Annotated in this window: 11 protein-coding genes and 2 pseudogenes; 4 read left to right on the plus strand and 9 right to left on the minus strand. The window is 38.5% G+C overall.

Annotation, left to right across the window (positions count from 1 at the left end; all coding sequences use genetic code 11):
* Positions 1–3 precede the first annotated feature (3 nt).
* The 4 genes and pseudogenes from J7E78_RS05335 to J7E78_RS30170 form a co-directional block, all read right to left on the minus strand.
* Positions 4–720, minus strand: coding sequence for a metallophosphoesterase family protein (locus J7E78_RS05335; RefSeq protein WP_215075277.1), 717 nt, complete (start codon positions 718–720; stop codon positions 4–6).
* Positions 717–1373: a PHP domain-containing protein gene (locus J7E78_RS05340; protein WP_215075278.1), complete on the minus strand. Its 657-nt coding sequence runs from the start codon at positions 1371–1373 to the stop codon at positions 717–719. Before J7E78_RS05340 ends, J7E78_RS05335 begins: the two co-directional genes overlap by 4 nt.
* Positions 1374–1378: 5 nt before the next feature.
* Positions 1379–2410 carry a nucleotidyltransferase family protein gene (locus J7E78_RS05345; protein WP_215075279.1) on the minus strand — a complete coding sequence of 344 codons (1032 nt, stop codon included), beginning with the start codon at positions 2408–2410 and terminating at the stop codon, positions 1379–1381.
* 609 nt (positions 2411–3019) lie between these two features.
* Positions 3020–3337, minus strand: a pseudogene (locus J7E78_RS30170) (IS30 family transposase); the annotation flags it as partial.
* A gap of 746 nt (positions 3338–4083) precedes the next feature.
* Here J7E78_RS30170 and J7E78_RS05350 point away from each other — a divergent pair.
* The gene (locus J7E78_RS05350; protein WP_215075280.1) at positions 4084–5124 is read left to right on the plus strand and encodes a BtrH N-terminal domain-containing protein; all 1041 of its coding nucleotides are present in this window, start codon (positions 4084–4086) and stop codon (positions 5122–5124) included.
* Between the two features lie 1642 nt (positions 5125–6766).
* On the opposite strand, the gene J7E78_RS05355 is transcribed toward J7E78_RS05350, so the two are convergent.
* Together J7E78_RS05355 and J7E78_RS05360 are read right to left on the minus strand one after the other, a co-directional pair.
* Positions 6767–6916, minus strand: coding sequence for an HIRAN domain-containing protein (locus tag J7E78_RS05355; protein ID WP_215075281.1), 150 nt, complete (start codon positions 6914–6916; stop codon positions 6767–6769).
* A 1010-nt stretch (positions 6917–7926) separates the two neighbouring features.
* Positions 7927–9063 carry a hypothetical protein gene (locus J7E78_RS05360; RefSeq protein ID WP_215075282.1) on the minus strand — a complete coding sequence of 379 codons (1137 nt, stop codon included), beginning with the start codon at positions 9061–9063 and terminating at the stop codon, positions 7927–7929.
* 331 nt (positions 9064–9394) lie between these two features.
* Here J7E78_RS05360 and J7E78_RS30175 point away from each other — a divergent pair.
* Positions 9395–10272: pseudogene (locus J7E78_RS30175) on the plus strand (IS30 family transposase).
* 140 nt (positions 10273–10412) lie between these two features.
* Here J7E78_RS30175 and J7E78_RS05370 read toward each other — a convergent pair.
* Complete coding sequence (locus tag J7E78_RS05370) at positions 10413–11090, minus strand: SOS response-associated peptidase (protein ID WP_091016984.1); 678 nt, start codon at positions 11088–11090, stop codon at positions 10413–10415.
* 228 nt (positions 11091–11318) lie between these two features.
* Between J7E78_RS05370 and J7E78_RS05375 the strand changes: the two genes are divergently transcribed.
* Positions 11319–11840 carry a zinc metalloprotease gene (locus J7E78_RS05375; protein ID WP_215075283.1) on the plus strand — a complete coding sequence of 174 codons (522 nt, stop codon included), beginning with the start codon at positions 11319–11321 and terminating at the stop codon, positions 11838–11840.
* A 43-nt stretch (positions 11841–11883) separates the two neighbouring features.
* Positions 11884–12555: a hypothetical protein gene (locus tag J7E78_RS05380; protein ID WP_215075284.1), complete on the plus strand. Its 672-nt coding sequence runs from the start codon at positions 11884–11886 to the stop codon at positions 12553–12555.
* A 134-nt stretch (positions 12556–12689) separates the two neighbouring features.
* Here the strand turns inward: J7E78_RS05380 and J7E78_RS05385 are convergent, their stop codons facing one another.
* Complete coding sequence (locus J7E78_RS05385; protein WP_215075285.1) at positions 12690–14600, minus strand: AraC family transcriptional regulator; 1911 nt, start codon at positions 14598–14600, stop codon at positions 12690–12692.
* Between the two features lie 205 nt (positions 14601–14805).
* Positions 14806–15900: a peptide-methionine (R)-S-oxide reductase MsrB gene (gene msrB / locus J7E78_RS05390; protein WP_215075286.1), complete on the minus strand. Its 1095-nt coding sequence runs from the start codon at positions 15898–15900 to the stop codon at positions 14806–14808.
* Position 15901: the final 1 nt, after the last annotated feature.

Consider the following 15901-nt stretch of genomic DNA (forward strand, 5'->3'; position numbering starts at 1 on the left):
TATTTAATAAAACGGCTGAGCTCTCCATAATATTTCCTCTGGAATATTGGCTTCGCGAATATTTTTAAAAGATTCGTAGAGATCAAATTCTGCTTTCTTAATATTGATTGACCATCGATTGTTCTGATAACTAAAAATGCAATAGGTTGCATATGAGCTAGAGTCTCTTAATTGTGATACAGACGAAACATTTACCAAAACCTTATCTTTGTATGTTGTTACGAATGAACCGTGAGCATGTCCAAAAGCAATCCACTTAGAATTCCAGGATCCATAAAGTTCGTCCATTTGCCCATCGTCTATGTTCAGCGATCCACCAATCCAACAGTCTAATGGACTTGCATGACATATCGTTAATGTGCTTCCTGGTGTTGGCGTTATATTAATGTTCATTGGCAGCCTCTTCAACCAGTTTTCAACATTTTTATTAGTCTGCTGGCGCATCCAGTGAACAAGTGTACTAGTCGTTTTTGCTTCTTCCGGACATACACGCACATGATAAGTATCGTAGTCTAGAAGTAATTGTTCATAATTTCCTAGTAAGCACTGAACATCAAATTTTTGACAAGTTTCTACCATTTCAGAGACAGAACTTCCTCCTCCAATTAGATCACCAGCACAAAAAATTTGATCAATGGAACCTTCTTTTTTAATTTTTTCTAAAACGGATTTCAAAGCTATGAGGTTTCCATGAGCATCTGAGAAAATCGCTATTCTCATGGAATCAACCTGCCGAAAAATTTTTCTATAAATCCGTTAGTAAATTCCCCATATTTAGCTAAAATTAGATCAAACTCCTTAGAACGTATGGTTCCGTGTAAATCACTCCCAGAAGTAACAAACAATCCTCGGCTTTCCGCTTCTCCTACCATCTCTGAAATAAAATATTCACTGTGTGAAGGATATACTGCTTCAATGCCGTCCACTAAAGGGAGCAGATAATCTAAACGGTCATAATACAAAATGGGATGCGGCAGTATGGCAAATCCATTTTGACTTTTTATAAATTCTAACGCATCTTTTATAGGCATAGATATTTCTTCTGATTTACATTCTCGTTTTGCTCGCATTCGTTTCACCTGCAAATTCAGCAAATATTTATCCAATTTACTACGTGCGTTCTTAGAGGGTAACTTCGCAAAGTAGCCGAGCAAATGAACAGATTTATTGTCAAATTGTGTTGAAAGCTCAATACCATGAATATACTTAATACCCATCAAATTTGCTACAAAAGAGGCCTTTTCTTGTCCAGCTAATGTGTCATGATCGGTAATCGACATTACTGCTATGCCAGTCTCGATAGCTTTTTTCAATAATTCCTCTACAGTTGCTTTTCCATCAGAATGATTTGAATGATGATGTAGATCAATCACTATTTTTAAACCTCCTCTGATTCCTTAAATAATCGGGCTGCTAACCATCCTGGTTCCTTGTTACTTATCTTACACTCGATTCCCTCTGGGATAGTACCTGGGTACAAATCTTCAGTATAATATAGTGCATATTCAATCTCTTGAATGTAACCTAAAATCTCAGCGACTTCAAAGAACCTTTCCCAATTAATGCGCTTACGTTTAATGTAATGGTGAATATCGCAAAATTTGTATAATTGAAGGTTCATTCCTCTTTGTTTATAAAATGTTGATTGTGCATCTTTAGCAAGATGTGCACATAAAAATACTAATGAATCTTCTGCACAGAGTGATCTAAAGCTAAGAGAAGATGTATTTTGTAAAACTGATCTGTCCAAAAGTTCTTCAACAAAATGTTTATTATGATTTTTAACGCCTTCTCCTAGTTGAACTGAGTGATGAATATCTAATATTTGAACATCTAGTCCAGGCTCATTGATAATTTTCATATACGGGTATAACTCATGTGAGTTTATCTTGTGAAGAATTTTTTTACTCCTGTCTACTGGAGTAATTTTTTTTAAATAATCATAATCACCTTGTATGTATCCTAATTGGTTTATTACTTTATTGAATAGAGTTAGAGAGTCTGGATGTACTAACAAGTCAGCATCTGTAGATATACGCAAACCATGACGGGAATAAATAGTATAGTTTAATTCTACCCCTTTTAGAAAAGCATACTTTATTTCATGTTGAACAAGTAAGTTGTGAAGTTGTTGAATGTATTTTAATTCCTTTTGACTACGCAAAAAAAACATTTCAGCAGAACTCCAAATTGAGTTTTTGAATTCTTTATGAATCCAACTTTTAAACTTTTTTTTTGTCATTGCTTCACTCACTAATCCGGTAACTCTGTGATAATACACACGGCCAAAGAATGACTGCCAGTTGAAATGTTTTGAGAAGAGTCTATCAACTTCGTCAAGTTCTGAATCACTAAGACTAGCTTTTGTTAGTAATAAAACTAAGCGAGACTCATTACTTAATTGTTGCATATCTCACACTTCCTCATCATTTTTTTGATTTATAAACATGAATATAAATGATTATAATTTAGGTGATAAAATTACTGTATATTAAGGTTTATATTTATAACAACAAGATACTAAAATAAGAATATCATCTTAGATATTTCTAATTATCATTTTACAATAGTAAATAGTAATGGATCTTTTCATGTTCATAATTTACATTTTATAGACTTTATTTTCAATCACTTCTGTAATATATAAAATCTTAAAAACTCTCCTAAATAGTTTTTTGTTCTAATTAAGGTTTATTGAGCTAGACAAATTTTATAAATATTATAGCTATACTAATAGTATTTTAAAATCCTCTCTAACCTTTGTTCATTACATCTAAAAAATACTATATTTTGTTAAATTCATACAATGCATTTCCTATTAACCTTTTACCTTCCCAAAGATAATCACAGCAAGGCTTAATAAAATCCTATAGAATTAATCTTTCGAGAGTATCAGTACATTGAAAATAGAAATCCATGTAAACTACACTTTACACTCTTACACAAATCTTAACCCCATTAAAGTTCGAATAGAAATATAAAAGTACTGAGCTAATTTTTTTGTTATAGATTGTTTAACCAAGTGTGACAATTCCTCTATAAAAGATTCGTAAGCCGCATTCCAACCCAATATTTTCGTAGTCTATGATTAACTAAGTGTATTGAGTGGGCGAGATCTTCATCTTCCACTTGAACGAAATCCTGTGCCTTTTAAAAAAATTCTCGAAGCAAGCCATTCTCATCTTGTTGGACCCACACTGCAAAGATGAATACGGATCAGCAAAATAAACGTTTACGTCGTGAATGTTTTCCAGATTGGCATAGCAAGCGACCTCCTTCCCTCGGTCAGCAGTGCTGTGAGGAAAATACCTGCAGGGTATTGCGAGATAGCTACACCGACCGAGTAGATCCAAAAAATTCAAATAATTTGACTACAAAAATTTTACGATATAAAATACATGAAAATACTATAAAATCTTGTAAATAATACTATGATTTAATTTATCTATGCCAAAGCACATTACATTTGGACCCTGACTCTTAAGAGGTCTGTAATAAAAAAGATAGATTAGAAGATATATTTGGAGGATTGAACTCATTTGCCGGCTAAAACTCTCCCTATATCAAAACTAAAATTAATTGGATTTTTTAAAATCTATATCCTCTCAAATGTAATGAATATTTACTTAAGAACCCCATCTTCGAAACTGAGGTGTATGGTAAACTCAAAATTTTCCTTATTAGTGATAAAAAATCACAAAATAAAATGGATATTAGGCCATTTTATGCTTTATGGGAGCATACAAAGACTCTTTTAGATTAGGATATAATATTTACACGATAATAACTTTTTGAAGAAGATAGACAATCTCTTGGAGTAAACACGAGAGTTGTTAGATCTATCTATATTAAACCGAAACATGGCACTAAAGTATACGTTCACACACAACGATAGTATACTTATCAATTTAATTTTTTCGTTTAAATATTGATAAGTCGATTAAGCCTAGTAGTTAAACGCGATTTAAAAGTTCTCACTTTTTAGTCCTAAGATCACTACTTAAATGACTTTAAGTGCGTTATATTTAAAATAAAATATTATATTTAAAATAAAGGAAATCACTACGGGGGATGTGGTTATTAATGCAGGGCTATATTTTAGAGAATTTTAAAGCCTTTAATGGCATGAAGAAAATGTTTCCTAAAAACAGACATCCGTTTATGAATTGTAAGTATAACACCCTCCTAACGCTTGCAATTTATTTTGGAAAGAATGAGCTTCCTATATTAAATAATGTGTTTAATACTTATAAATTCGATATTGATAAAGTACAATCAACAGATTATTTTAAACTCGAAGTTAATGAATTCAGAAATAAAGATGACCTTTTAGTTTCGTTAGGGATAAATAAAAAAACTAAATCTATTTATAAAGACAATCTATTCAAAGAAATAGCAAGTTCTCTACTTAAAGGAAATCCTATTAGTATCAAAATTGATCTCTTTCATCAACATGGACGTGAATTCTATTTTCACAGAAAGCATGGGATCCATCCCGTTATAGTATATGGTATTGATTTTGTGTCAGAGGAAGTATTTATTATAGATGATATTACAGAATACAAAGAATATCGTGTGCCCTTCGCAGAGTTTTATTTATGTTGTAAAGATCTAATAGCTAACAATTCGAAATTCTATATCGAATATGAATCAGCATCCACTCTACAAGATAACTCTAACTCATTAGATCAGAATGATATCAATAAGATTAACATAGAATACGTAAATAACATTATTTCAAAACAATTTGATATTGAAAGTTCTCTAGAACATATACAGCATTTCAGCCAAAACTACAGTTGTGTAATAAAAAACGAAGACATTTTAGAGACTTTAAGTAGCACTATATATAGAAAATGTTCCCAAAAGTACAAATTAGTCACTTTAAAACAATATAATACTGGTGTTTTAGAAGACCTAAGGCAAAACAATGAAATTGTTACTACAATTGATCAAATTATTTATGATTGGAGTCTACTTAGAAACCTCACTGCTAAAGCCATCTTTTCAGAAAACTACAACCCGAAGGTAATAGATAAATGTAAAGAGCTAATAAATAGAATCTACAACAAAGAAAAAGAGTTTAATAACATTTATTACTCAATATTAAATAATTTAAAATAAATTAATCCCCTTCGGAAATTGTCACAGCTTAATCCTACTACGCTTGATGGTTGTACCTTCATCAAAAATGATCTGGTCCATCTAAAAATAAAGTGTGATCTTATACACGTTGTATCCCTAAGCTCGCTATCCTCATCCATAATCGATTCGCTTTAAATCTACCATCATAAGAATCCGAAGAACCAGCTAAGTTGCTTTATCGTATTGGTGCTCGAGTGACAACACTGGTTCATCCTTAATCTCAGGCTTAGGTTCAACAAAGGTGTTGTCTTGAACATAGTTTTCTATACTCCATATTCCCCTTGCTTGTGCACGTGCTTGTTTCTGGATTTCTTCAAATTGATTTACATATTTCTTATTTAGTGGATATATGTATATGCAACACGAACTGACCTATACTCTAGTAATTGCTCATTTAACATTCTATTATCTATATACATATATGCTCCCGTTTTTATCGCTTAATACCTCTTCAATAGAGTCATCTGGCGCCCTTTTTTTAGATCATATTTGAAATACTTTATAGCTTTTCACATGTATTTAAATTAACATGAGATTGGATGTAAATAAAAACTTTAGTCGTCCTGCTATTTTAGCAATTTCCGCTATCCATCTTCCTCGTGATATGAAGAAGGAGGGGTCCTATTCGTATTCGGGAACTCCTTTTTTATAAAATTTAGGTTTTTTTCTGCTGACCGAAATAAAGCAGTGAGGCTGTTCTTAGCGTAATCCTCCAATGATTGGAACAAGATCTGCTTCCAATCAACAAACCACCGTGATTATTTATTAGGCACGAATTAAGGTGAAATGATGCTAAGACAATGTCAAAAATACTGACAGGATCACCGATTCTGGTTATCTATCACTTGATAATCTTCTTCTGATTAATGTACAACGTAATGTCCCCGTCTTCAGATACTTTGACAGATATTTCACATTTCGAGGAAAACTAGGCAGTTGTAAATTCTTTTCAAAAAATTCCTTTTTATCTCTTACCATCTGGAGCAAAAATCGTCTCATAAAAACTCCGACGCCACCGCTTCACTCATATGGCGTACACGTGGTTGTGTCCTTTAATGAATGACAAGCATCCAACGACTTCATCCGACCTTTCCGATTAAACAGGCTTGTTGAAACACAAATAGTTAGAGTACCTCCGTCATGCCACACTCAGCGTTGTTGCTTGTTTTAATTGACCATGGGCCTGATCATGGGGGATTAGATGGCACCGCCCCGAAATGAAACCGATTTTGTGATGCTAGTGCAGCAGGTTGTGAAATGCTCATGGAGAGTAAATTTCATTGCGCACGCCTGAACAACCACCACTCGAAAAGAATGATTCAGTGGCGGGGAAAACATGCATCGGGCATTTGACTCGCTATGTACAGACGCGTTTTCGGTTCAATGAGCTTGCTATACAACCCTTGCTCTTTCCACGTCCCGACTCACCTTATTCAGATGCAATGCCCAAACTAGTGCATGTTCATGTACTCATCTATCCTAAGTCCATGGACCTCAAGGAATATGGTTGCGATTATTTGAAATAACGGTATCCCATTCAGTAGATCAAACGAAGTGGGTATTGTTTTCGCTCGGATACAAACAACCTTTCTCTACTTCAGCCGTATTTAAAGTTAATGAATTAAAGAATTCGATCCATCTTATAGGCCAAGATAGTTGCCCAATCTTTCGCCTCGAATCCAATCTCTTGACCTTCCTTTGTATAGATCTTGATTGCATTCTTCAAACGTATTCTCTGGCTCACGGGCAAGCTGTAAAACATCTCATTCATTAAGCGCTTGAATCGCCTTTTAACGGCTTCCTACGTTTTTCCTACTACAAGAATCTGCTGGCTTTTTGATGAAACCAAGCTCTCCTCCCAATGTGAAATAACAGTCTTATAAGCTTCTGAGAGTAATCCGTAAAGATCACTATTAATGTTCACTTTCCTTTTGCATTCTTTCTACTGCTCCGTGTTCGTTGAATGAATTTTTCGTATGCTTCTGCTCAATCCCTATATGATTCAGGAGTCTTGTAATGTTAGATTCTCAGGAAGACCTGAATCCAGCTCCAAGATCTTCTCTAAATCCGCCGCTTGCACTTGAAGAATCGCCATAACTATCTTTCTTCTAAATAGGGAAGGTTCTGTATAGACCCAATAGACCCATTTAATATGTACTCTTGCGTAGGATAGCAGTGAACTCCCACTCGAACTCCAGCGTCCTCATCGATAAACCAGAATTGTCGAACAGGATCGGTCATCAGTGGTGTAGTCTCTTGAATTCTTCAAATAAACGATGTATATGCAAATAGTCCGACCATCAGGGACCACATGTTCATGCTTGATAAACTCCACCTTTTGATAAGCGAATATTTTCTCTATTTTGTTTTCAGCACCTTATTTATAATAACGAAATGTTTCGACACTGGAACAATCTCTAAGGAGCACCTCATGAAATGAAAACATATCTGGAATACTTTGGAGATAATACCTGACCAACAAATAACTTGATCATGCTCAAATTCTGTCCCAACCGATTTCTTATATAGGTGTCAACCAGTTCTCCGTTTCCAGAAGAAGTGTAAGCGTTGATACAACGCAAACAAATTTTATTTGTAGTTATTGAAGTTATATGAATTGAATCGTTTTCAAAAGGGGGCAGTTGATCAAAAAAGTATTTTATTTGTGATACATTTACGTTCAATGAAGTCGCTAGATTTTGAGCAGTCATTAGAATGTGAGGGCTGCGGCTGTATTTCCCCCTCTATTTCAGCGACTAAATGCAATCGCTTGTTTAAATCTCAACTCAAGCTTAATAATAACTTTTCGCATAACTCTTTATCAGCACGTGCTAGTGTGTCAATTTTTTTGAGTATACTCTGAAGCAGGTCAAGATTGTTATTTACCAAAAACTTAATTGCCATATTTTTTACAATAAAGAATTCACGCTCTAATTTAGAGAATTCTTCACAAAGTGTATCTTTATTACTTATTATTTGCACGTCACTAAGATACTTTAAACGATGGAGCATTATTACCTTATGTTCCCATAGCAATCGATATAACCTCATGTCCTTTCCTATATTTCTATCTAATATTATTTTTTCCATTATATCGTAATACACATTAATCCCGAATATAGAAAAATCGCTTCCCGTATGAGAAATAAAAGAATTTTTTGAATTAATATAATCTGATAGATACTGCGCAAATTTTCTAATATCAAAATCCAAGTTATCGTGATATATGTATCTGCTGTCAGCGTCAAACAATTCCCTATTGTAGCTTTTAATCATTCTCAAGTTGGAATCTTTATTATAAATAAAAGAATCTGTATAACTTGCAAAATCCACTGAATACTTTCCAAAAACCATATTTTTGTCATAACCAAGATAGTAGAATACTCTGTTAGTTAGGTTATAACCAAATATCAAATTATCATGATGATAATGCTTTTGATTGTATGATTTTTTATTTGGCCAGTAGAATTCATCAATACCGGATTCTATATAATATTCTTTGTCAAGCATCTGTATGGAGAATTCTACTATATCATTTTTCATTTCTACAAATATTTCTTTATTTATTTTATAATATTCAAAAAATGGAACATCTGGGTATTTTCCCTTGCAGGAGAAGAAATCAATCTTATAATCACCGAGAGGATTCTTTCGATTGTAATATGTATACAACTGCATATAGTTGGTGAAAAACCAGCCTTTGTAAGAAATTGTGTTTTGTAAAATGGCTAATGAATAAGCATGAGATAAAAAAGTTTGAACAATCGGCAATTCAATAGGAAGAATTTTCTCCTTCATATAAGAATCATAGCCTCGTTTCGAACTTTCCAACAGAAGAGAATCACTATTTTGAACACATTTCTGCCTAGCGTCGGAAACCTGACTAAAATCATCCTTTTCTAAACCTGGTTCATTCATCTTCAGTACCTCCCAATTGAATTTTAAATACTTTATAAAGAGAGTAGCCAATTATAAAACCTACACAGACGTACTGAACGATCAAATAAATGTGGAATATTAGCGAAAATGACATGAATTATACCACCTCAAGCCTCGCGAAGACATGACACATCATTACTTAAAGGGAATATTTTAGACATACAGTCCTTACTATAAGACATAATCTTATTATTTCTCGACGGATTGTATTAAGAAGTGGCAACACCTACTGGAAATAGAAAATGGCCCCTGGCGGGATTCGTGTAGAATGAAAGTTCTCACACAATCATGCACACAAAGAGAAGCCACCATGAGCTACACATATCGTAGCATAATCGAACGCATTAAGCTAGATAACCTACCGCAGCAAGACATGAGCTCACGAACGATTGCCAAGGAACTAGGCAGACATCCTTTGGACCTCTGCCGTGAATTATTGCGAGCATTTTCGTCCAAAGTCTACGAAGCAGAACACGCCCAGAATGCTTATCTGGAACATCATAAGGCTTCCGTTTCCTCCAGCGAAGCGGTCAGATGCGGTGACCGCTTTGCTGGAGGAAACGCTGAAGGCTACCTGGTCTCCAGATCAAATTACCGAACGTTTCCGCGTCGAGGGTCTACTACCTTTTCCTTCATAACATCGACTGTTGGATTTACATGGGAAGGCTGGTTTGAGGTATGCTGCACGTTCTTAGACATAAAGGGAAGCGTCAGAAACTCGCAATACATTTGCCATTGGGAAGTCCATTTCGGATTGTCCGAAGGAAGCCGGTTCTCGTGAAACGTTTGGACACTGGGAGCTGGACACGACCCTATCCAGTGGTGGAATAATTAGATACGTAGCTAAGTTCACGCACGCAAGACACGTCTATATACCGCCATCCTCATGCCAGATCGCATCGCACTTTCGATGAAAATGACCCTCGTGTAGCCATTCACAGCACCCAAAGGAACATTTTTAACCGCCACGGCTGACCTTGGGAAGGAAGTTTGCTTGCTATGCAAAAGTAAATGTAAACCATGGGCTAGAGGTTTACTTCGCTGGATCCATATTCCTCCTGGCAACGAGGTTCAAATGAAAATGCGAACGGGCTGCTTCTCGAGTTTTCCGAAGGGTACAGATTTGGCTCGAGTGGGGATGAAGAAATTGCCCACTCGCTTGATCTCATCAATAATAGACCACGATAAAGTTTGGAGTGGAGAACCGCGTACGTATCCTTTTCCAAGGGACTGTCGCACTTCGCTTGACAATTCATCAAAAATAAAAGGGCAGTATGTCTTCTGACATCTCGCCCTATCATCTACAATTAATTTACCCCAATTATTCATCAGAAACTCCGAACGTAAGCAAGCTTCTGATCCATCTCTTCTACGCACTCGTAACAGTCGTGTTCATCGTTGGCGACCATTGGGGTGACTGGATACAGATTCATCTCTGTACTGTTATACGATTTCAATAGCGGTAACAATTGAGTCACCCGTGTATTGGCCGGGTCAAGCCAAGTGTTTATTTCTTCTTCGGAGAGGATCGCCGGCATTTTACTGCCAAACTCGCGTGTAACCATGTTTGCGCCTGTCATAAGCATCGTGCAGGTACGAAGCGGCTCTTTCCGTGTATCTCTCCACACCTCGTATAACCCGGCAATACCGAACAGACCGCGATCCGGCATGACAACACGAACCGCATAACTTTTCTTGCCCTCTTGCCGCCAGTAATATAATCCATTGCAGGGAATGACGCAGCGCTTGGTCTCTACCAGTTTGTAATAGGAAGGATTCTCATGCACCGTCATGAGATTTGCGTTAACGGCATCACGACCCCAGAATGGAATGAACCCCCACCGGAACTCATCCAATACACGCTCACCATCCTGATGCAGAATAATCGGCGTATGCTGGGTTGGGCTGATATTGTATCGGTTTTTGTAATAATACATCACTCGCTGAATTTTGAAATGATCTCTGACTTCGTCCAAATCGGCTGCCAATGAAAAACGGTTGCACATGCTCAAGCACTACCTTTCCCTGTGAGAAGTTGAACGTATTGTTTGTTATTTCAGGGAAATTATGCATGCATATCGAACAGAAAATGACTTATTTTGACACCATTAGGGTCTGATCAAGATATATTTCATGTTTTTCACGACAAAAACAACGACCTCGGACTCATTTCAACTCAAATATTACTTGTTACTATAATAGAGAATAAAATACATTTATTGGAGGTTTTAAGTATGAAAAGGAAGTTTTTGATGAGCATCATGTTGTTCTCAGCGATTGCGATGTTTGGCAGTACCATCTATGCGGCAACTTTTCTGACCTACGGTTATCCCAGCACCACCATCCCCATTCGTACGTATAATTACGCCTCCGCATGGCAGACACCCATGGACGCTTCCCTTACCAACTGGAACAATGCAGGTGCCAAAGTTAAATTCACCAAAACAAGTAACTCCCCAAACACCATCACCGCAGGAAACTTCAATAATACAGCATATGGTGTCAACTACGCCTCCGTATCCGGCAGTCAAGTCGTAAGCTTCCGCATCGAACTCAATGCATCCACGATCACCCCTGACGCAACCAACTTATCCAACTTCATTCAAAGCGTATTTGTGCACGAACTCGGACACTCCATCTGGCTCGGTGACAACCCAACAACAAGCAGTCCTTCCATTATGTCTTACTCCCGCAACCGCAACTCCATGACCAAACCCCAAACTTTTGATATCAATAACGTAAGATCCAAGTACTAATCCGCTACGAACTTATTCTAAAATCCAAGGAGGATTCCTATCCATGAACAAAAATCGAGTATTAACGCTGCTTCTCTCTTCCATTTTCATTTTATCTGCTGTTGGATGTTCTTCTGTCACACCTACCGCGTCCCCATCCGATGCACCCATGACCATTATTGCTTCTGAAGATTACCCGAGTTATGCCAGCATTGGCGACCTGTCCGAGAGAGCAAATACGATTGTGAAAGGCAGTGTTATTGAGACTCGTGTGGAAGCTTTAAACGATATCGTACAAGTTACTGATGCTGCAAATGAGAACGAGTTAAACCCCGCGTCCGATCCGGGCGGAGAGCCATCTTCTTTTGACAAAATCTATACGATCCACACGATTCAGGTCGCTGAATCCTATAAGGGCGGTTACACTGCCGGGGAACAACTTGAAGTGAAGCAGCTTGGCGGACAACTAGGCAACACCGAGATTATTAATGATGACAACCTCAAGCTGATTCCTACCAAAGACTATGTACTCTTCCTGGAAACGTATGAAGATACCCCTGCCAGCCTGCTCAACTCGGTTCAGAGTCTCTACGTGATCAAACCTGCCGCCAAGTCGAACCAGCCAGGTCAACAACAATCACAGTCAGAAGTCATTGTGAGCGCAAACCCCGAGAATGACCTCACACTGCAACTGGAGGATCTGCAAGAAATTCAGAACGAACCAAAGAGCGAATAAACGCTTATAAAGTAATCACACTGCTATTTCATCTCCGTACAGGCAGCTAATCCCCTCCTACTGTTCAGTCATACATACGAATATGAAAACCGTGCTGCTCAGCAAACTGGGTAGCACGGTTTTTTTGAAGTTTCTTACTTAGACGGTGTATTAAGTCCAATAATCCATTGAGCCAGATCCTGTGTCTGTTTCAACAAGGCGATAGGGTCACGGAACCAGGATTGTTCTTCCGTCCATATGTACACATTTCCATTTTTGATAGCTGGTAATGAACCCCAGATCGGATCTGCCTGAAGGTCTTTCAGCTGAGAGTTGCTGGTGAGTACAATGTAATCTCCAGCGTATTTGGAGAGCAGTTCTATAGAGAATTCATGATAAGCGCCCTGCATCAACTCGGATGGAATGTTCTTTGGTGCTTGCAAACCAAGCAATTCGTAGATGTTACGCCCTCCCCGACCCGACTGATTGCCAAAAATGAAGACTTGGCGATCATATTCCTGCATAACGGAGAATGTAGCATCAGCTGGAACAACGCTCTGCACTTCCTGCTTGATTTTGGCAATCTCCTCATCAAAATCAGCCAGCCACTTCTCTGCTTCCGCTTCTTTGCCAAGGACTTTACCAAAATAGTTTACTTCGTCCTTGAGTGTCGGGAAAGTGATGGATGCGATCGAAACGGTTGGAGCAATCTTGCTGTATTTCTCATAAGCGGCCTTGTCCGGATTCAATGTAATAATAAGATCAGGTTCCAGCTCCATCAATTGTTCAACGGAGTCCCCTATTGTCTCAAGACCATCCAAGTGACCTTCCAGATAAGGGCTGTTCATCAGAAATTGGCCTCCACCAATCGGTTTGACACCAAGAGCAAGCACCGTTCCCAGATAATCAATGGCAGCAACTCGCTCCGGATGTGCAGGAATCTCTACCTCACCAAAGGTCGTATTTACCATTTGCGTTTCCACGACTGCCGGTTGTTCGGGTTCAGCCGCAACTTCGGATTTTTCTGCCCCCTGCTGGGCTGTTCCACAAGCACTTAATGTGAGTACAAGCGCAAGCGACATGATCGCTGATTTAAAATGATTAAACATGTTGATTTCCTCATCTCCCTTATATTGATAATGATTATCATCATCAATTAAAGGATAACGTTCATCCCCTCCTGTTACAATGGATTCATTTGTTGCATTTAATGCACTTTTCGAAACTGATTTCGAGTTTTCCTGCTGCTTCAATCGATATTGCCCTGGTGTGATACCGGTCTCTTTTTTAAATATACGATTGAAATAAAACGGGTCCATATAACCCACATACGCAGCAATCTCCTGTAATGAAGCTTCTGTGGACGCAAGCAGACTCCTTGCCTCACCCATTCGTAACCGAATCACATATTCTGTCGGTGTACATCCCGTCTGTTCCTTGAATTTGCGTGATACATATTGCGGACTGTAACTCAAGGACTGGGCAAGCGAATCAAGTGAGATTGATTCCCGGTAATGAGCTTTGATATATCGCAAAACTTGATCGGTAAGCGAAGGCTGTTGAACTTCGTTAAACATGCGACTCCGCTGTAACAAGACAAGCTGTACCAGTTGAAAGAGATACACTTTGACCTGAATTTTGCCCACTTGTGCCTGTCCTGACCAGCATTCATGTATATTCCGTACAAGCTCACGTAGTTCAAGCGTATGATCCGGTGCTGTCGCCCAGGACTCTTCAAACGGATTGCGCTGGTTCAACATCATTCGGTACTCCAACAGCACATTGGAGGGCAAGGTTGATTTGTACAAAATCAGATGTACTTCCGTAACCCCTGACGCTTCAAGTGTCAGACGTCTTCCTTTCCCCCCATGCAGCAGCAAGAACTGGCTTGTAGTCCATACCTCTTCATCCAGCCAGACCTGACCCCTGCCTTGAACATACACAAATGCACTGGTCGGTAACACATAATTGCGTATGAACTCGTGTGTTGCGAGTGATATAAGACGCACATCAAGCACGCGAACCTGTACCTGATCCCACAGCTTGATGTCATTCTGAATTCCCATATAAACTCCCTCTCCTAAGCGATCAAACACACACAATACCTTGGCATTGTGACTAAAAACCTACCTATAATTGATAATGATTATCAATTATAACAATGATGGAACCATCTTTGAAGCCTACCTCCGTTTTTGTTAGATGCCACAACATAAAAAACGGTCGAAATCCCTCATAGAGAGATCTCAACCGTTCTAAATTATGGCCTTATTATCTTTTAATAAAGTCAGACAATAAATACCCGTATCGTTCTTCCTCCATCTTGTCTAACGGAATAAACCGGATCGAAGCACTGTTAATGCAGTAACGTTTGCCGCCACGATCTTCGGGGCCATCATCGAACACATGCCCAAGGTGGATGTCTCCTGCCCGGCTTCGTACCTCCGTGCGCTTCATACCAAAGCTCGTATCCGTTGTATAGGTAACAACCTCAGGTACAATCGGTTTTGTAAAACTCGGCCACCCGCAACCGGAATCATACTTATCCCGACTGGTGAATAACGGCTCTCCCGTAGCAATATCCACATACAGACCGGGCTCCTCATTATCCCAATATTTGTTACTGAACGCATGCTCCGTATCATTGTTTACCGTAACCGCATACTGTTCGTCTGTTAATCGTTCCTTTAATTGTTCATCTGTTGGACGTGGATATTGAGCGGGATCAATCCCAATCTCCAGGTCATCCAGGACAGTCATATCAATGTGACAATATCCGTTCGGATTTTTTTCCAAATAATCCTGATGGTATTCCTCCGCCAAATAATAATTCTGCAGAGGCATTACTTCCGTTACAATGGGTTGGTCATATTTTTCTTGCTCTGCCTCTACAGCCTGTTCAATAATTTCAGCATCTTCAGGCAACGTATAATATATTCCAGTCCGATACTGAATGCCACGATCATTGCCCTGCTTATTCAAGCTGGTAGGATCAATCACTCGAAAATAAGATTCCAGCAATTTCTGCAAAGATACTTGCTGCGGATCATATTTTACATGAACAGTCTCCGCAAACCCCTGGTCCCCGCGAATAACATCCTCATAGGTTGGATTCTCTCCTTCACCGTTTGCATAACCGGAAGTCACATCCTGAACCCCCGGAATACGAGTCATATATGCCTCCACACCCCAGAAGCAACCTCCTGCCAAGTACAGGTTGTGCAGGTTTTCCTCGGAGACGCTCGATCCCTTGACTGGTTGAGTGGATATCGAAGATGAAGCTGAATGGCTCTCAGCCCTGTTTCCACAAGCAGACACGACTATCGCTATAACAAGGAAGCACAAGCCGAGCAGCGTCCTTTTCATG

Source organism: Paenibacillus polymyxa (assembly GCF_018614975.1).
GTDB lineage: Bacteria > Bacillota > Bacilli > Paenibacillales > Paenibacillaceae > Paenibacillus > Paenibacillus polymyxa_E.